The sequence below is a fragment of the Methylobacterium sp. WL64 genome, from assembly GCF_008039945.1.
Taxonomy (GTDB): domain Bacteria; phylum Pseudomonadota; class Alphaproteobacteria; order Rhizobiales; family Beijerinckiaceae; genus Methylobacterium.
Genome location: NZ_VRVA01000010.1, coordinates 87,453 through 104,056 on the forward strand (window position 1 = coordinate 87,453; position 16,604 = coordinate 104,056).

The window sequence follows — 16,604 nt, forward strand, 5'->3', positions numbered from 1 at the left end:
CCGGCGCGGGCGAGCCGGGCCTGTCCACCCCGCGCGGGGCGGAGAGATGCGAGACGAGAGAGCGATCCGTGCCCCATTGCACCGTTACCGAGGCCATCGCAGCCTTCGCCCGCGGCGAGATCGTGGTCGTCACCGACGATGACGACCGCGAGAACGAAGGCGATCTCGTCGTCGCCGCCTCGCTCTGCACGCCGGAGAAGATGGCGTTCATCATCCGCAACACCTGCGGAATCGTCTGCGCGCCGATCACCCAGGATGAGGCCCGCCGGCTGCATCTCGACCCGATGGTGGCCTCGAACGACGCGCCGCTGGGCACCGCGTTCACGGTCACGGTCGACACCAAGCATGGGCTGACCACCGGCATCTCCGCGGAACAGCGCTGCAACACCGTGCGGGCGCTCGCCAACGGCAACATGGGCGCCGGCGATTTCGTCCGCCCCGGCCACGTCTTCCCGCTGATCGCCCGCAACGGCGGCGTGCTGATGCGCTCGGGCCATACCGAGGCCGCGGTCGACCTGTGCAAGCTCGCCGAACTGCCCCCGGTCGGGGTGATCTGCGAGCTCGCAAACGACGACGGCACGGTGATGAAGGGCCCGCAGATCGAGGCCTTTTCCGAGACGCACGGCCTCAAGCGCGTCTCGGTCGCCGACCTCATCGCCTACCGGCAGGCCCGGGACCGGCTGGTGGAGCGGGTCGGGCACTTCACGGTCCATTCCAACCACGGCGACGTGACGGCCTACGCGTTCTCCACGCCGTTCGAGACGATCCAGCAATTTGCCTTCGTGATGGGCGAGATCGGCAACGGCCAGGACGTGCTGGTGCGCCTGCACCGCTCCAACGTCGCCGCCGACGTGATCGGCGGCGGCAAGCAGATCGACACCGTGCTCAAGCGCTTCGCGTCCGAGGGTCGTGGGGTGCTGGTCTACCTGCGCGACGGCACGGCGGGCGTTCCCATGAAGAGTGCCACCGAGGAGGGCACGGAGGCCCTGCGCGCCCGCCAGTGGCGCGAGGTCGGCCTCGGTGCCCAGATCCTGCGCGACCTCGGAATCGTGTCGATCCGCAACCTCGCGACCTCGGCGCGCTCGTATGTCGGCCTCTCGGGCTTCGGTATCGAACTCCTGGGCGACGAGCCGCTGGAGGGGTGATCCGAGGCCGGACGCGCCTCAGGCGCGGCGCGCGATGGTCCAGATTGCGGCGCCCGCCATGATGGCGGCGGCGCCCCTGTTCAGCCGGGCGCGGAAGGCAGGTTCGCTCAAGGCATCCCGCGCCCGTGCCGCGAGGGCGGCATAGGGCGTCATCACCACAGCGAGCACCGATCCGGTCAGGCCGACGAGTGTGGCGTAGTCCCCGGTCGTGATGGTGCGAAGGTCGATCAGCGTCGGCAGCACAGCGAGGTAGAAGACGATCGTCTTGGGGTTGGCCAGGGTGACGGTGAGTCCGGCGAGGAAGCTCGCCAGCGGCCGGTCGGCCGGGCCGCCCTCCACCCGGTCGGTCCGGCCGGCCGAGCGCCAGAGCCGGACCGCGAGAACGGCGAGATACAGGCCGGCGCAGAGGCGGACGATCACGAACAGCTCGCCCAAAGTCTCCGCGATCAGGGCCAGCCCGAATACCGCCGCGGACAGAAACGTGAGGTCGCCCAGGACCAGCCCCACCGCGAAGGCCATGGCGGCCTTGAAGCCTGAAGAGAGGGCGCGCGCGACCAGGGCGACGACGCCGGGGCCGGGCACCGCGGCCGCGACGCCGAGCGCCAAGGCGTAAGTGAGGAAGCCGGCCGACGTCATCGCGCAAAGCCCGGGTCCAACGGGCTTGCGGCGGCCGGGCGGGCCGCCTCCGGTCTCGCGCCGATCATTCTCTGTGACATCGCGCGATTCGCCTGCCCGTTGGTGGACCCGACTATGGCGTGCCGGATGCCGACGGCAACCGGACACGCGAGGGGCCTACCGGTCAGCCGTTTCGAGGTGTTTGGATCGCTCTGCACGCGAGGCGCTTCGGCCATGGGACCAAGCGTTTTGGAGGGCGCAGGCTAGGTCCGAGGGCATGCGACCAGCTCTCGCCAAGGTGACCGCCGAGAAGTGGGCGGGGAAGGAACAGACCTGTCGCCGACGGTTATGCTTCCTCCGCGGATCCCAGGGTTCCGCGGACATTTCAGCCGCTGCCCTGTCATCCCGGGGCGCAGTAGGCGAGCCCGGGATCCAGAACCCCGTACGGCGCAAGTCACTGATCCGACACTGGTTCTAGATCCTAGGCTCCGCTTCGCGGCCCCGGGATGACGAGGCAGTTTTCAGAACGCCCTCGGCAAAGACCAGGGGTCACTGGCCAAGCGGGACAGTCCTATGCCGACCTTTGCTCGAACATCTCGATAGGTCTGGGCCTACCGGCCCATGAGTGCGTCGACATGGGCGGACACGGATTTGGCGAGGCCTTCCAGGCTGTAGCCGCCCTCGAGCACCGAGACGATCCGGCCGCCGGCGGACCGCTCGGCCAAGTCCATCAACTTGCGGGTCGCCCACCCGAAATCCTCCGCTTCCAGCCGGAGATTGGCCAGCGGGTCGAGGCGGTGTGCATCGAAGCCCGCCGAGATCACGATCACGTCGGGCTGGAAGGTCTCCAGCCGCGAGAGGATGCCGGCCTCGAACGCCTCGCGGAACACCTCGCCGTCGTCGTTGGGCCGCAGCGGCACATTGACGATCGTGTCCTTCTCGCCGCGCTCCGAGGCGGCGCCACTGCCCGGATACAACGGCATCTGGTGGGTCGAGCAGTAGAGCACGCTGCCATCGTCCCAGAAGATGTCCTGGCTGCCGTTGCCGTGATGCACATCCCAATCGACCAGCGCGACGCGCTCGGCACCATGCTTTTGCCGGGCGTAGCGGGCCGCGATGGCGGCGTGGTTGAACAGGCAAAAGCCCATCGAGCGGGTCCGCTCCGCATGGTGCCCGGGCGGGCGCATCGCCACGAAGGCGTTGCGGCATTCGCCGGCCATGACCGAATCCAGGGCATGGTTGGCGCCCCCGATCGCCCGCAGGGTCGCCTCCAGGCTACCGGCGGACAGGATGGTGTCGGCATCGATCCCGACCATCCCGTGCTCCGGGACCGCCGCCACCAATGCGTCCACGTACTCGCGCGGATGCGCCAGGGTGGCCACCTCGATCTCCGCCCTGGGCGCCGCGACCCGCACGAGGCCGGCGAAGCGCTCGTCCTCCAGGGCGCGCTCGATCGCACGCATCCGCGCCGGCCGCTCCGGATGGCCCTCCGGCACCTCGTGGTCGAAACTCGCGGGATGGCTGACGTACAGGGTGGTCACGACGGTCGCTCCCGGGTGCGGTCCTGTCGCGCGCCTGCAACAAGAGCCGGCAATGTGCCATGGGCGGAACGCGCGGACTACGGGTGCGTGCCCGCCCTGATTATAGTTGCTCGAATCTTCCGCGGGCGCATTGCGGCCGGGCCGCATGCCCGGCGGCGCGGAGGAGGTCCGAGAACAGCCGCATGCGTCTCATCCCGCGTCTCATCCCGGCCATCGCCTGCGTCGTCCTGCTCGCGGGCTGCACGTTCAAGGCCGTGCCCGACCCGAAGGTTTCGGCCCGCGACGCCGAGTTCATGGCGCTCGTGCCCGACGCCGAGTTCGATCCGCACTTCGCGCGCTACCAGGTGAGCGATCCGACCGGACAGCCTCCGGGCACGATCGTCGTCGAGACCAGGGAGCGCCAGCTCTACCTCGTGCTGCCGGACGGCAAGGCGATCCGCTACGGCGTCACGGTGGGTGATGAGGCCTATGGCTGGACCGGGACAGCCACGGTCACCCGCAAGGCCGAGTGGCCGGCCTGGAACCCTCCGGCCGAGATGATCCGGCGCTGGCCGCACGTTCACGCGATGGAGGGCGGACCGATGAACCCGCTCGGCGCGCGCGCCCTCTACCTGTCCGATCACGGCAAGGACACGCTCTACCGGATCCACGGAACCAACGAGCCGGAGAAGATCGGCCAAGCGGTCTCGTCGGGCTGCATCCGCATGCGCAACATCGACGTGGTGGACCTGTTCGATCGTGCCCCGGTCGGAGCCACGGTCATCGTCCGGTAACGCAACTGGTCAACGTCCCAATAAGCCTGCTTGCTCGGTCCGTGTTTACCTGAACTTCCGTTCAGATCTTGCCGTTAACTTCCGGCAGGGGTGCCGTCCCGTAAGTTCAAATCACACCGGGACAAACACCGACCGCAGCAAAGGTCGGAGGAGCAGGCAGCCATGACCATGATCTCCGTTCAACAGTTCTGCAACCATGCCGTTTCCACTGGCGCGATCAGCGACGAGGACCTGCTGGTCCTCAAGCGCGAGGTTCTGCCGGAGGGGATCATGAGCCGCGACGAAGCCGACATGCTGATCGCCCTGGAGCGGGCCGTGATCGGCTCCGAGGCCTTCGCGGACTTTCTTGTGGCTTCGGTGGTCGACTTCGCCGTCTGGGGCCTGCGCCCGACCGGCTACATCGACCGGGATGTCGCCGCCTGGCTCGCCAGCTCGCTCAGCGGCCGGGACGGCCCGAGCCCGGTCGGCGCCCGGATCGCCATGGAGATCGTCCGTGAGGCGGAAGGCAGCGCCGAGACCTTGATGGCCTTCGCGCTGGACGCCAACCGCTGGACCCGTGAGGCGGCCCAGGCTCCGCGCCTCACCTTCGCGCTCGCCGCCTGAGCGACCCTTCGACCAAGGCGCAGCTTCCGTCCGCGGCGCAACTGATCTATCGGGACAGTCAAGCCGGTGTGCAATCCGGCGATCTCGAAAGTGATGCGCCAGCGATGTTCGATAAGATCCTGATCGCCAACCGGGGCGAAATCGCCTGCCGGGTCATCAAGACCGCCCGGAAGATGGGCATCAGGACGGTGGCAGTCTATTCGGACGCCGACCGCGATGCGGTGCACGTCACGATGGCCGACGAAGCGGTCCATATCGGCCCCGCCGCCGCGGCGCAGTCCTACCTGGTCATCGAGAAGATCATCGAGGCCTGCCGGCAGACCGGCGCCCAGGCGGTCCATCCCGGCTACGGCTTCCTGTCCGAGCGCGAGGCCTTCCCGAAGGCCCTTGAGGCCGCCGGCATCGTGTTCATCGGCCCCAATCCCGGCGCCATCGCCGCCATGGGCGACAAGATCGAATCCAAGAAGGCGGCCGCCGCCGCCAACGTCTCAACGGTCCCGGGCTACCTCGGCGTGATCGAGAGCCCCGAGCACGCCGTCGAGATCGCCGACGGCATCGGCTACCCGGTGATGATCAAGGCCTCCGCGGGCGGCGGCGGAAAGGGCATGCGCATCGCCCATTCGTCGGGCGAAGTCGCCGAGGGATTCGCCCGCGCCAAGTCCGAGGCGTCCTCGTCCTTCGGCGACGACCGGGTGTTCGTGGAAAAGTTCATCACCGACCCGCGGCACATCGAGATCCAGGTGATCGGCGATAAGCACGGCAACGTGATCTATCTCGGCGAGCGCGAGTGCTCGATCCAGCGCCGCAATCAGAAGGTGATCGAAGAGGCGCCGTCGCCGCTGCTCGACGCCGAGACGCGCCGGAAGATGGGCGAGCAGGCCGTCGCCCTCGCCAAGGCCGTGAACTACGATTCCGCCGGCACGGTCGAGTTCGTCGCCGGCCAGGACAAGTCGTTCTACTTCCTCGAAATGAACACCCGCCTCCAGGTCGAGCATCCCGTGACCGAGATGATCACCGGCCTCGACCTCGTCGAGCTGATGATCCGGGTCGCGGCCGGCGAGAAGCTACCGCTGACGCAGGAGCAAGTGAAGCTGGACGGCTGGGCCGTCGAGAGCCGCGTCTACGCCGAGGATCCGACCCGCAACTTCCTGCCCTCGATCGGACGTCTGACCACCTACCGGCCGCCGGAGGAGGGCCGTCAGGGCACCGCGATCGTGCGCAACGACACCGGCGTGGAGGAGGGCGGCGAGATCGCGATCCACTACGATCCAATGATCGCCAAGCTGGTCACCTGGGCGCCGACCCGGGCCGAGGCGATCGCAGCGCAGGGCGACGCGCTCGACGCCTTCGCGATCGACGGCATCCGCCACAACATCCCGTTCCTCTCCGCGCTGATGGCGCATCCGCGCTGGCAGGAGGGCGAGCTCTCCACCGGCTTCATCGCCGAGGAATTCCCGAACGGCTTCGTCGCCCCGGAGCCCGCGGGTGCGGTGGCGATCCGCATGATGGCCGCGGCGGCGGCGATCGACCACAAGCTGAACCAGCGCAAGCGCGGCATCTCCGGGCAGATGCGCGCGCCGGGCCTGTTCGCGTTCGAGCGGGATCGCGTCGTGATCCTGGCCGGCCAATCCTACGCGGTGACCATCGAGCCGGAGGGCGAGGACCTGATCGTCACCCGCGATGACGGCACGGCGCTGCCGGTGGCGAGTGCGTGGCGCCCGGGCGAGCCGGTCTGGATCGGAACGATCGGCTCCGAGCGCGTCGCCATCCAGGTGCGCGGCCTGCTGAACGGCGTGTTCCTGCAGCATGCCGGCGCGGCCGCCGAGGCCCGGGTCTACACCCGCCGGGAAGCCGAACTCGCCGCGCTGATGCCGGTGAAGGAGCAGGCCGGCTCGGGCAAGCAGGTGCTCTGCCCGATGCCGGGCCTCGTGAAGCAGATCCTGGTCACCGAGGGCCAGGAGGTGAAGAACGGCGAGCCGATCGCGGTGGTCGAGGCGATGAAGATGGAGAACATGCTCCGCGCCGAGCGCGACGCCACGGTCGCGAAGATCCACGCCAAGGAAGGCGACAGCCTCGCGGTCGACGCGGTGATCCTCGAATTCGCCTGATCGCAGCGCACTCGTCGTGACTGCAGTTCACAACGAGCAGACGAAGCTCCTGGCCACCGCGCTGAACAACATCGCGGTGGCTTTCGCGGTGATCGGGTTCGTGACGCCGATCACGGCCATGAGTTTTGGAGTCGCGAGCGCGCCGACCTTGCATCCGGCCACCGCATTCTTCGCGGCGATCTGGCTTTCCGCAGGCATCGGCTTACATGCGATCGGCAGGCGCGTGCTGCGGAGCATCAAGCCATGAGCTCGGGCGAAATCTTCGTGACGTTCGTGATTCCCGCCGTCACCGTCGCCGTGGCCTACGCGGCGATGCGGGCGAACGAGTGGGCCGTGCAGCGCGACGAGCGCAAATCGGGGAAGTGACTCGACCGGTCGGCCGCTGATCGCTGCGGTATGCCCCTCTACTTCGCCTACGGCGCGAACATGGATGCCGCCGCGATGGCCCTGCGCTGCCCGGTCTCGCGGCTGATCGGCGGCGGCTGCCTGAAACGGCATCGCTTCATCGTCATGCGCGAGGGCTACGCCTCGGTGGTGCGCGATCCCGCCCGGGTGGTGCACGGAGTCCTGTGGGAGCTGGCGCTCGACGACATCCCGGCGCTGGACCGCTACGAGGGCGTCGCGGGCGGGCTCTACGCCAAGGCGACGCTGCCCGTGACCACGGCCGCCGGCACCAAGCGCGCCCTGATCTATCTCGGCCGCTCCACCGCACCGGGCCGGCCAAGACCCGGATACCTCGACGCCGTGCTGGCGGCCGCGCGTGCCGCCCAGCTTCCGCCGGCCTATATCCGCGAACTCAGTACCTGGATGCGCGGACCGCCCGCCTGAACGGGCGGCAGTTGGTACGCAACCTGCTTGCTCGCGATCGACCGGGGCAGCCACACCAGCCTTTCGCCCCGGAAAGCTGTCGTATTTGCGCAGCGCGCCCTTCGGTCAACGGCGATCGGCGGCCGCGTGCGAGGGAGAGGTTCGCATGTCCTATCTGGCGCCCGCCGATTTCGTGAAGAAGGCCGTCGATGCCGGTGAATCGAAGGTCTTCATGGCCACCAAAGACACCTTCATCCGGGCCTACATGGCCGGCGCGATCCTGGCGCTCGCGGCCGCCTTCGCGGTGACGATCAACCAGACCACCGGTCAGCCGCTGGTCGGCGCGCTGCTGTTCCCGGTCGGCTTCTCGATGCTGTACCTGCTCGGCTACGATCTGTTCACGGGCGTCTGCGTGCTCACGCCGCTCGCCTTGATCGATAAGCGCCCGGGCGTCACCGTGGCCGGCATCGCCCGGAACTGGACATTGGTGTTCTTCGGCAACTTCGCCGGCGCGCTCACCACCGCATTGATGATGGCCATCGTGTTCACCTTCGGCTTCGCCACCGAGCCGAACGCCGTCGGCAAGGCGATCGCCGGCATCGGCGAGGCGCGCACCCTCGGCTACGAGAAGTACGGCGCCGCCGGCATGCTGACGCTCTTCGTGCGCGCGATGATGTGCAACTGGATGGTCTCCACCGGCGTGATCGGGGCGATGCTGTCCACCTCGGTGCCCGGCAAGGTGATCGCCATGTGGATGCCGATCACGGTGTTCTTCTTCATGACCTTTGAACATTCGGTCGTGAACATGTTCCTGTTCCCATCGGCGATCCTCATGGGCGGCCACCTGACCGTCATGGATTACCTGCTGTGGAACGAGATCCCGACCCTGCTCGGGAACATCGTCGGCGGCCTCGCCTTCACCGGCCTGATGCTCTACTCGACCCACGTCCGTACGGGCGAGACGCGTTCAGCCCGGGTCGGCGCCGGCGTGCGTCGCCCAATGGCGGCCGAATAAGCTGTATGGCAGCCCGCGCCGTTCGCGCGGGCTTGTTGCGAGGCGGTGCCGATCCGATGAGCGTGACCTGCACCGTCTCAGTGATCGTCAAGGGACGCGTCCAGGGCGTCTCCTACCGAGCCTGGACCCAGGCCGAAGCACGTGCGCTGGATCTGACCGGCTTCGTCCGCAACCGCGCCGACGGCTCGGTCGAGGCCGTGTTCTGTGGCGCGCCGGATGCGGTGGACCGGATGATCGCATTATGCCGCTCCGGCCCGCCCCACGCCCGCGTCGGCGAGGTCATCGTGCAGGAAGGCGGCGATCCGCCCGAGACGCACGGCTTCGACATCCTGCGGGGTTGATCCGGGCGGGTTCTGCGCGGCGGGCCGGACTGGTATGGCCGTCAGGCCGTATCCGAATCCGCTTCCCTGGCGCTCCGAGATCATGACCGACCCGACCACCGGCAGCGCCGCCTTCTCGCCCCTCGATATCGGGGCCCTGGTGTACTTCATCCTCGCCTGGGTGGCGTACGGCCTGTCGGTCGGGCGCCTGCGCGGTCGGATGGTCTCCCTCAGCCAGATCATGAACGTCCACCGGTCCAACTGGGCCCGGCAGGTCATCGGCCGCGACAACCGGGTGGTCGACACGCAGATCAACGCCTCGCTGCAGAACGGGACCGCCTTCTTCGCCTCAACCTCGCTGATCGCGCTGGGCTCGGTGCTGACCCTGTCGCGCTCCGGCGACGACGTGCTCAACCTGTTCGCGACCCTGCCGTTCGGCACGGTGGCGAACCGGACCACCTGGGAGTTGAAGGTCGCCGGCCTCGCATTCGTGTTCGTCTACGCGTTCTTCAAGTTCGCCTGGGCCTACCGGCTGTTCAACTACGCGGCGATCCTGCTCGGGGCCGTGCCGTCGAAGGGGTCCGGCGCCAGCGACACCGAGATGCTGCGGGCCGTCCGCCGGGTGGCGGCGATGAACGTCAGCGCGGGGCGCCATTTCGCCCGGGGGCAGCGCGCGTTCTTCTTCGCGCTGGCCTATCTCGGCTGGTTCATCAGCCCATATGTGTTGCTCGCCTCGACAACCTCCGTGGTCATCATCATGTGGCGTCGACAGTTCGCCTCGGAGATCCGCAAGGCGTTGCTGGAGGCCGGTGAAGGGCCGCACGAGGGTCCGCTCCTGGCCCCCGCCGAAGAGGCACGGATATGACCACGACCAAAGCTGACGAGGCAACGATCGAGGAAACCCTGCTTGGCCTCGTGGCCGAGCGTGGGGCCGGCAAGACGATCTGCCCGTCGGAGGTGGCCAGGGCCCTGGGCGGTCCGCATCCGGACGGATGGGGCCCGCTGATGCAGCCGGTGCGCCGGGTGGCGGTGCGGCTCGCCCATGCGGGCCGGGTCGCGATCCTGCGCAAGGGTAAGCCGGTGGACCCGGACGACTTCCGGGGGATCTACCGGCTGGCGCTGCCGGGTGCGGCGACCGGCTCCGGCCCGGGCAGCCAATCCGGCGTGTAGCCGGCGAGGCGATAGACCGCGAGGCCGATCCACTCTTTCACGGCCAGATCGAGCTGGAGGAGCCCCTCCGAAGCGAAGCCGTGGAAATGGGCCACGTCGCCCCAGCCCCGGGTCCGGTAATCCACCGGGAAGGCATCGACCGTGAAACCCGCATTCCGGAAACACCCGATCGCCCGGGGCATGTGCCAGGCCGACGTCACGAGCAACCAGCGCTCGCCGGGCTTCGGTTGAACCAGCGCAGCGGAGAACATCGCGTTCTCGTAGGTGTTGCGCGATCGGTTCTCGAGGATCATGCGCGTCCGCGGCAGCCCGATGACATCCGCCTGGCGACTGACGATGTCGGCCTCCGAAATGCCGCCCCCGATGAAGCCACTGCTGCCGGAGAAGACCAGCCGGGCCCCAGGGAAACGGCGGGCGAGGTCGGCGAAGTAGATCTGCCGCTCGCCGGCATCGTTGACGATGACCTGATCCCGCACCTCGGACGGACCCGCTTCGATGGCACCGCCGAGCACGACGATCCCGGTCGGTGCGGGCCCGTCGTCCGGGTACGGCGGGAAGCGCTGCTCCAGCGGCAACATCGCCATGTCCGACAGCGGTGACAAACCGCCCAGTATCAGGCCCAGCAGGCCGAGACCGGCGAGCCCCAGACCGGAGCGTCGCCGGCGCGTCACCGCCACCAGACCGAGGCCGATCAGGACGGCAAAGAGGCAGAAATTCGATGGGGTGATCAGAAAGTAGACCACCTTCGAAAGCGGGAAGAACATCGGTAGGCCTCAAGCCGGCTTCGTCTCGGCCTCGAACCGGGCCAGGGCCGCGGCGTCCGGCGGAAGCAGGCTGGCGAGGTTTTCGCCCCTCTCGGCCTCGCGCTGGATCCACAGGTCCAGGCGCTGTTGCTCGACGGCCTCCATGGCGACCCGCTCGGCGAGGTCGGCCGGTAGCGCGACGATCCCGCCGGACCCGCAGACCACGATGTCGCCGGGATGGATGGCGGCCCCGCCGCATGAGACGCGTTCCTGCGCGCCGACCAGGGCGAGGGTCTCGCTGCCGGCCTCTTGCGCGGACCAGACCGGCAGACCGGTGGGATCCGGCAGGGCGCCGTCGGTGATCAAGCCGGCGACGCCGCGCTGGGCGAGCCGCGCCGCCACGATCGCTCCGAAGGGGAGGGCGAGGCCGGAACCCGCGGCATCGATGACCAGCACGGCACCCTCCGGAACGGCGTCGATCGCGGCAGCGAGGTCACCGGCGGCATCGTTCCGGGCCGGAATCATCCGGAGGGTATAGGCAGGGCCGATGGCACTGCCGCCCCGTGCCGTCAGGCCGCGCGGGCTGAACGCCTTGATCCCGGCGCGCGTCAATGCCCGCGCCAGGCTGGCCGGCGTTACGGCGGAGAGCGCATCGCGCAGGGTCGGGTCGATCGCCATCGGGATGTTCCGTGAGGGGCCGCCGGACGGATCGGCGCGTTGCCGTCAAGGTGGATCGCGCGGGCGCGCCGACAAGGCCGCGCTTGATTCCTCGCTGCGCAACACGTCGGCCCGGTCTCGAAGAAACACCGGTGGGACAGACACTCCTGCCACCGTAACCGGATCGGCGGTGTCTTGCCGGCCCGCGGCTCAGGCGATCGGCTCGCCGAGCGCCCGAGCCGCACCGGGTCTGCCGGCGAGCCGTTCGTACCAGCGGCGCAGGGCCGGGCGTTCGATGCGCTCGGCTGGCAGGTTCAGCCAGCGATGAGCGGCGCAGCCGAGCGCGATGTCGGCGATGCCGAAGCCGTCGCCCACCATGTAATCTCGGTCCGACAGATGCGCGTCCAGCATGGCCGCCAGCGCCTCCGTCCGCGTCATCGAGGCGGAGACCACCGTCCGGTCGGGATTCTGCGAGCGGTAGAGCTGCCAGAACGCGTCGCGCATCGCGGGCGTGAAGGTGGTGGCCTGCCAGTCCAGCCATTGATCGACATGGGCGCGGGTCCGCGGATCGGCCGGCAGCGCCAGGGTCGGAGCGGTCGAGGCCACGTAGCGCAGGATGGCGTTCGACTCCCAGAGAACGAACCCATCCTCCTCGAGGGTCGGAACGAGCCCGTTCGGGTTCTTGCCGCGGTAGGCGCGATCGGCGACGATGCCATGCGCACCGCCGGCATCGATCCGCTCATAGGCGAGTCCGGCCTCGTCGAGTCCCCAGACGGCCTTCTGCACGTTCACCGAGGTGAGCCGCCCCCAGAGCTTGCGCAACGTCACCAAGACCTCCCTCAGACTTTCGGCGGGTAGGCGTGCTCGCACCCGTTCGGATCGGTGACCCGCGTCCCGTCGCCCGCCTCGCGCAGGTACCCGGGGCCGACCGGCACCTTGCCGTGGCCGCCGGGAATGTCGAGCACGTAGGTCGGCTGGGCCAGACCCGAGAGGCGGCCGCGCAGGGCGCGCATCAGCACCTGTCCCGCGTCGAGGCTGGTGCGCAGATGGCCCGTGCCTGGGGCCAGGTCGCCGTGATGCAGGTAGTAGGGCTTGATCCGGTTCTCCACGAAGGTCCGCATCAGCGCCTCCAGGGTGGCGGGATCGTCGTTGACCCCGCGCAGCAGCACCGACTGGCTGACCATCGGGATCCCGGCATCGACCAGCCGGGCGCAGGCTTCTTGAGCCGCCGGGGTGAACTCGCGCGGGTGGTTGGCGTGGAGCGCCACGAACACCGCGCGCCCGAACCGCTTGAGCGACCGCACCAGATCGTCGCCGACGAGGTCGGGCTTCACCACCGGCACGCGGGTGTGGATCCGCATCACCCGGACATGCGCGATCGCCGACAGCCGGTCGGCGATCGCGCCGAGCCGGCGGGGCGAGAGCGCGAACGGATCGCCGCCGGTGACGACGACCTCCCAGATCCGCGGGTCCTGCGCGATGTAGGCAAGGGCGGCATCGAGCTCCGCGTCGGTCAGGGAGCCGAGGCCGTCCGGCCCGACCATCTCCCGGCGGAAACAGAACCGGCAATAGACCGGGCAGATGTGCAGCGGCTTCAGCAGCACGCGGTCCGGATAGCGGTGGACGATGCCCACAACCGGAGCGTGCGCCTCGTCGCCGATCGGGTCGGCGCGCTCCTCCGGGGCGGCGACGGCCTCCTCGGCCCGCGGCACGAACTGACGGGCGATCGGATCCGCCGGATCGTCCCGGTCGATCAGTTCGGCCATGTCCGGGGTGACCGAGACGGCGTAGCGCGCCAGCACATCGTGCAGCGCCTCCGCCTCCGGGCCGGACAGCAGGCCGGCCTCGGCGAGGTCGGCGGCGCTGCGCAGCGTGCGGTTCACGGCAGGGTCTCCACGACCGGCGTCCAGATCACGTCGTCCACGCGATTCGCGCCGCAGGCCAGCATGGCCAAGCGGTCGAAGCCGAGGGCGATGCCGGACGCGTCGGGCATTACGGCCAATGCTTCGAAGAAGTCGGAGTCGATCGGATACGCTTCGTCGTAAACGCGCAGCTTCACCGCCATCTCCGCGTCGAAACGGCGGCGTAACGCGACCGGATCGGTCAATTCTCCGAAGGCATTCGCGAGTTCGACACCGCAGGCATAGAGCTCGAACCGTTCGGAGACCCGCGGATCGTCCGGCACCGGGCGGGCCAGGGCCGCCTCGCTGATCGGGTATTCGCACAGGATAGTCGGGCGCCCGATACCAAGATGCGGCTCGATCCGCGCAACCAGAACCCGCGAAAACAGATCCGCCCACGTGTCATCCGGGGCGACGCGCAAGTCCGCCGCCTCCACGGCGCCGGCAAGGGCGTCGCGGTCGGTCTCGCCATCCGGCGATAGTGTGGCCAGCAGGTCGATGCCGGCAAAGCGCGCGAACGCCTCGGCCAGGGTCAGCCGCTCGCACGCGGCGAACGGGTCGGCGTCCCGGCCCCGGTAGTCGAACCGGCGTGTGCCGGCGGTCTCGGCGGCAAGCGCCAGAAGCTCGGCGCAATCGGCCATCAACGCCGTGTAGGGCACGCCAGCGCGGTACCATTCCAGCATGGTGAATTCGGGGTGGTGCAGAGGGCCGCGCTCACGGTTTCGGAACACCCGAGCGACACTGAGGAGCCGCGTTTCGCCCGCAGCCAGCAGCTTCTTGCAGGCGAATTCCGGGGAGGTGTGCAGGTAGAGCGGCGTCCGCGCGCCACTGCCGCCGATGGCTTCGGTGGCGAAGGCCGAGAGATGCGCTTCGTTGCCGGGGGAGACCTGCAGGCAGGCGGTCTCGGCCTCGACGAAGTCCCGCTCCGCGAACCAGGCCCGGAACGCGGCCAGAATCCGGTTGCGCAGCAGCAGGCGAGGCCTGCGGTCGGCGTGGCGGTCGGGCGCCCACCAGGGCGAGACAGCTCCGGTCACAATCGGTCTCCAGCATGGCCGGCCCCAGGCACGAGCAAGCCGCCGTGAGTGCGACCCAGGCGCGAGGCTGGCCTCCGATCCACCGCGGGGAAGCATCGGTGCCTTTCGCCGAGACCGCCGGGTGAGGTTCGCCGGCTGGCAACCACGCCGCAGATGCGATAGTGGCGGGGCCTGAGATCCAGTGCACGCGCTTGGCGCGTGCCGACCCGCCTTGTCAATGCAGGACCGAATTCCGTGAAGGTGATCGCCTCAACGCTCCGCAAGGGCAACGTCGTCGACAAGGACGGCAAGCTCTACGTGATCCTGTTCGTCGAGAACATCCATCCCGGCAAGGGCACCCCGGTGACCCAGCTCGACATGCGCCGCATCACGGACGGCGTGAAGGTGTCCGAGCGCTACCGGACCACCGAGCAGGTCGAGCGGGCCTTCGTGGAGGATCGCGAGCACACCTTCCTCTACAGCGACGCCGAGGGGTTCCACTTCATGAACCCCGAGAGCTACGAGCAGGTCGCTGTACCGGCGGACGTGGTCGGCGACGCCGCCCCCTACCTTCAGGAGGGCATGGCCGTGATGCTGTCGAGCCATAACGACGTGCCGCTGACCATCGAGTTGCCCCAGCGGGTGACCTTGGAGGTCACCGAAACCGAGCCGGTGCTCAAGGGCCAGACCGCCTCCTCGTCCTACAAGCCCGCCACCCTCTCGAACGGCGTCCGCACCACCGTGCCGCCTCACATCGCCGCCGGTACCCGCGTGGTGGTGATGACGGCGGACGGCGCCTACGTCGAGCGCGCCAAGGATTGATTTGCTAGGGGATTCTGACTGCGAGACGATCATGGCGTGGGCTGGAGATCTTATCTTGCCCGCGCCCTGATCCTGAGATGCCGACGCAATGCAGGTGTTGATCAGGAGTTCTCCCGATCGTTCGACGATCCCTGAGCGGCTCCTTCGAAGCCCGCGATACGTTCTTCGCTAGACCAAGGCAGTGGGTTGGACGCACCCTGCGCTGTCTTGCAAGGCTGCCGCGGTTCGTATCCTACTTCGGCATTCGAGAGGCCGCCTCGATCGACCCGTAGCAGCCCTGCGTTAGGGCTTGTGCCCGCAACCGCTCTGCCGGGCTGAAGGGGCGGCCATCCTCCCGGAAAAGATCCTCCTTGATCAGCGCATCGGAGGTGCACCGGGCCGCGATGCGGCAGAGCGGCGGCTCCCCGCCGGTGCGTGTGCAGATCGTCACGTAATCGGCCCGAAACGCGCGGAGACCAGCCATCGGGTTCGGTCCCGTCAGGGTGACGAGACCGGTGAGCAGCCCCAGCAGCACGGGCTGGTGCACGAGATACACGATCAGGCTGTGGCGCCCCAAGAACGTCGCCGCACGCCCAGGTGCCGAACGCGGCGCCCAGTTGCCGAGCTGGGACCGCGCAAGAATCGGCAGGCCGAGCCGCCCGAGGACGATCCCCGACAAGACGAACCCGAACCACGGGAATAACGGCACGTAATCGTTGGTTCGCGGCGTCCCGGAACCAAGGCCGAGGAAGAACAGGATCGGGTCATCGAGCAGAGACCCGTGCACCACGAGCGGTGCGGCGAAGACCGCCATCGCGGCGAGCGCCGTCACCGCCACAGGGGCGAAGAGGAACGGCAGGCCGAGCACGCTCGAGACGGCAATGCAGTGCAGGATGCCGAAGAACACGTACGCGTCGGGAAACGCGATCCAGGTCCCGAGTGTCACGAGGAGCGCAGCCCCGCCGATCCGCGCGAGCCTCAGCACGGTATGGCGCGCACGAATGCCGCGCCCGTTCATCAAGACTAGTCCGACGCCGACGAGCGTGAGGAAGCTCCCGGCGATCGTCTCAGCCGCCCGGTGGCCCGCCGCCGTCAGCGCGTAATTCTCGGCCGTCAGCCGCAGGAAGCCGAGGTCCCAAAGCGTGTGGTAGCTCGCCATCGCCACGAGGGCCGCCGCCCGCACCGCGTCGATGATCGGGTAGCGGCCTGCCCGCGCGGCGCGCTTGGTCGTCTCAGGGGGCGTGGGAGGTGCGGGGGCTATCGACATGGCGATGGGCTCAAACCACGCCTGGACCTCGGACGCCACCGCTGCTCGAGATCGCGCCGCGCCCCAGCCGCGCCCTTGCCGCGATCGAAACCGCTCTCGAAGACGTGAACACGGGCGCACGAAGG

20 protein-coding genes are annotated in these 16,604 nt (G+C 68.8%); 12 read left to right on the forward strand and 8 right to left on the reverse strand.

Annotation, left to right across the window (positions count from 1 at the left end; genetic code table 11):
* Nucleotides 1-68 precede the first annotated feature (68 nt).
* Nucleotides 69-1,145 carry a 3,4-dihydroxy-2-butanone-4-phosphate synthase gene (ribB, locus tag FV242_RS07820; RefSeq protein WP_147938536.1) on the forward strand — a complete coding sequence of 359 codons (1,077 nt, stop codon included), beginning with the start codon at nt 69-71 and terminating at the stop codon, nt 1,143-1,145.
* A gap of 18 nt (nt 1,146-1,163) precedes the next feature.
* On the opposite strand, the gene FV242_RS07825 is transcribed toward ribB, so the two are convergent.
* Nucleotides 1,164-1,781: a LysE family translocator gene (locus FV242_RS07825; protein ID WP_147938537.1), complete on the reverse strand. Its 618-nt coding sequence runs from the start codon at nt 1,779-1,781 to the stop codon at nt 1,164-1,166.
* A 590-nt stretch (nt 1,782-2,371) separates the two neighbouring features.
* On the reverse strand, nt 2,372-3,301 hold the full coding sequence (locus tag FV242_RS07830; protein WP_147938538.1) for a histone deacetylase family protein: 930 nt from the start codon (nt 3,299-3,301) through the stop codon (nt 2,372-2,374).
* Nucleotides 3,302-3,483: 182 nt separating this feature from the next.
* On the opposite strand from FV242_RS07830, the gene FV242_RS07835 reads away from it, so the two are divergent.
* The 10 genes from FV242_RS07835 to FV242_RS07875 all read left to right on the forward strand — a co-directional run bounded on the left by FV242_RS07835 (nt 3,484) and on the right by FV242_RS07875 (nt 10,097).
* Complete coding sequence (locus FV242_RS07835) at nt 3,484-4,074, forward strand: L,D-transpeptidase (RefSeq protein ID WP_147938539.1); 591 nt, start codon at nt 3,484-3,486, stop codon at nt 4,072-4,074.
* A gap of 162 nt (nt 4,075-4,236) precedes the next feature.
* Nucleotides 4,237-4,677, forward strand: coding sequence for a hypothetical protein (locus FV242_RS07840; protein WP_147854217.1), 441 nt, complete (start codon nt 4,237-4,239; stop codon nt 4,675-4,677).
* 104 nt (nt 4,678-4,781) lie between these two features.
* Nucleotides 4,782-6,785 carry an acetyl/propionyl/methylcrotonyl-CoA carboxylase subunit alpha gene (locus FV242_RS07845; protein ID WP_147938540.1) on the forward strand — a complete coding sequence of 668 codons (2,004 nt, stop codon included), beginning with the start codon at nt 4,782-4,784 and terminating at the stop codon, nt 6,783-6,785.
* A gap of 16 nt (nt 6,786-6,801) precedes the next feature.
* Entirely contained in the window at nt 6,802-7,032 is a 231-nt protein-coding gene (locus tag FV242_RS35150) for a hypothetical protein (RefSeq protein WP_147938541.1), read from the forward strand.
* Nucleotides 7,029-7,151 carry a hypothetical protein gene (locus tag FV242_RS36050; RefSeq protein WP_281407049.1) on the forward strand — a complete coding sequence of 41 codons (123 nt, stop codon included), beginning with the start codon at nt 7,029-7,031 and terminating at the stop codon, nt 7,149-7,151. Before FV242_RS35150 ends, FV242_RS36050 begins: the two co-directional genes overlap by 4 nt.
* Before the next feature lie 30 nt (nt 7,152-7,181).
* Nucleotides 7,182-7,613, forward strand: coding sequence for a gamma-glutamylcyclotransferase family protein (locus FV242_RS07855; protein WP_147906737.1), 432 nt, complete (start codon nt 7,182-7,184; stop codon nt 7,611-7,613).
* A gap of 145 nt (nt 7,614-7,758) precedes the next feature.
* Complete coding sequence (locus tag FV242_RS07860; protein WP_147938542.1) at nt 7,759-8,607, forward strand: formate/nitrite transporter family protein; 849 nt, start codon at nt 7,759-7,761, stop codon at nt 8,605-8,607.
* A 56-nt stretch (nt 8,608-8,663) separates the two neighbouring features.
* Complete coding sequence (locus FV242_RS07865) at nt 8,664-8,948, forward strand: acylphosphatase (RefSeq protein WP_147938543.1); 285 nt, start codon at nt 8,664-8,666, stop codon at nt 8,946-8,948.
* Nucleotides 8,949-9,030: 82 nt separating this feature from the next.
* Nucleotides 9,031-9,792 carry a DUF599 domain-containing protein gene (locus FV242_RS07870; protein WP_147906739.1) on the forward strand — a complete coding sequence of 254 codons (762 nt, stop codon included), beginning with the start codon at nt 9,031-9,033 and terminating at the stop codon, nt 9,790-9,792.
* Nucleotides 9,789-10,097, forward strand: coding sequence for a DUF3253 domain-containing protein (locus FV242_RS07875; RefSeq protein WP_147906740.1), 309 nt, complete (start codon nt 9,789-9,791; stop codon nt 10,095-10,097). Before FV242_RS07870 ends, FV242_RS07875 begins: the two co-directional genes overlap by 4 nt.
* Here the strand turns inward: FV242_RS07875 and FV242_RS07880 are convergent.
* From FV242_RS07880 to epmA, 5 genes are all read right to left on the reverse strand, one after another.
* On the reverse strand, nt 10,034-10,861 hold the full coding sequence (locus tag FV242_RS07880) for a YdcF family protein (protein WP_147938544.1): 828 nt from the start codon (nt 10,859-10,861) through the stop codon (nt 10,034-10,036). The genes FV242_RS07875 and FV242_RS07880 overlap by 64 nt on opposite strands.
* A gap of 9 nt (nt 10,862-10,870) precedes the next feature.
* The gene (locus FV242_RS07885; RefSeq protein WP_147938545.1) at nt 10,871-11,518 is read right to left on the reverse strand and encodes a dimethylmenaquinone methyltransferase; all 648 of its coding nucleotides are present in this window, start codon (nt 11,516-11,518) and stop codon (nt 10,871-10,873) included.
* 189 nt (nt 11,519-11,707) lie between these two features.
* Entirely contained in the window at nt 11,708-12,325 is a 618-nt protein-coding gene (locus FV242_RS07890) for a glutathione S-transferase family protein (RefSeq protein WP_187278358.1), read from the reverse strand.
* A gap of 11 nt (nt 12,326-12,336) precedes the next feature.
* Nucleotides 12,337-13,380 (reverse strand): lysine-2,3-aminomutase-like protein, encoded by a 1,044-nt coding sequence (locus FV242_RS07895; protein WP_147938546.1) that lies wholly within the window; start codon nt 13,378-13,380, stop codon nt 12,337-12,339.
* The gene (gene epmA / locus FV242_RS07900) at nt 13,377-14,432 is read right to left on the reverse strand and encodes an EF-P lysine aminoacylase EpmA (RefSeq protein WP_147938547.1); all 1,056 of its coding nucleotides are present in this window, start codon (nt 14,430-14,432) and stop codon (nt 13,377-13,379) included. Before epmA ends, FV242_RS07895 begins: the two co-directional genes overlap by 4 nt.
* Nucleotides 14,433-14,666: 234 nt before the next feature.
* Here epmA and efp point away from each other — a divergent pair, with 234 nt between their 5' ends.
* Entirely contained in the window at nt 14,667-15,233 is a 567-nt protein-coding gene (gene efp, locus FV242_RS07905; protein ID WP_147853941.1) for an elongation factor P, read from the forward strand.
* Between the two features lie 232 nt (nt 15,234-15,465).
* On the opposite strand, the gene FV242_RS07910 is transcribed toward efp, so the two are convergent.
* Nucleotides 15,466-16,479: a heparan-alpha-glucosaminide N-acetyltransferase gene (locus tag FV242_RS07910; RefSeq protein WP_147938548.1), complete on the reverse strand. Its 1,014-nt coding sequence runs from the start codon at nt 16,477-16,479 to the stop codon at nt 15,466-15,468.
* Between the last annotated feature and the right edge of the window lie 125 nt (nt 16,480-16,604).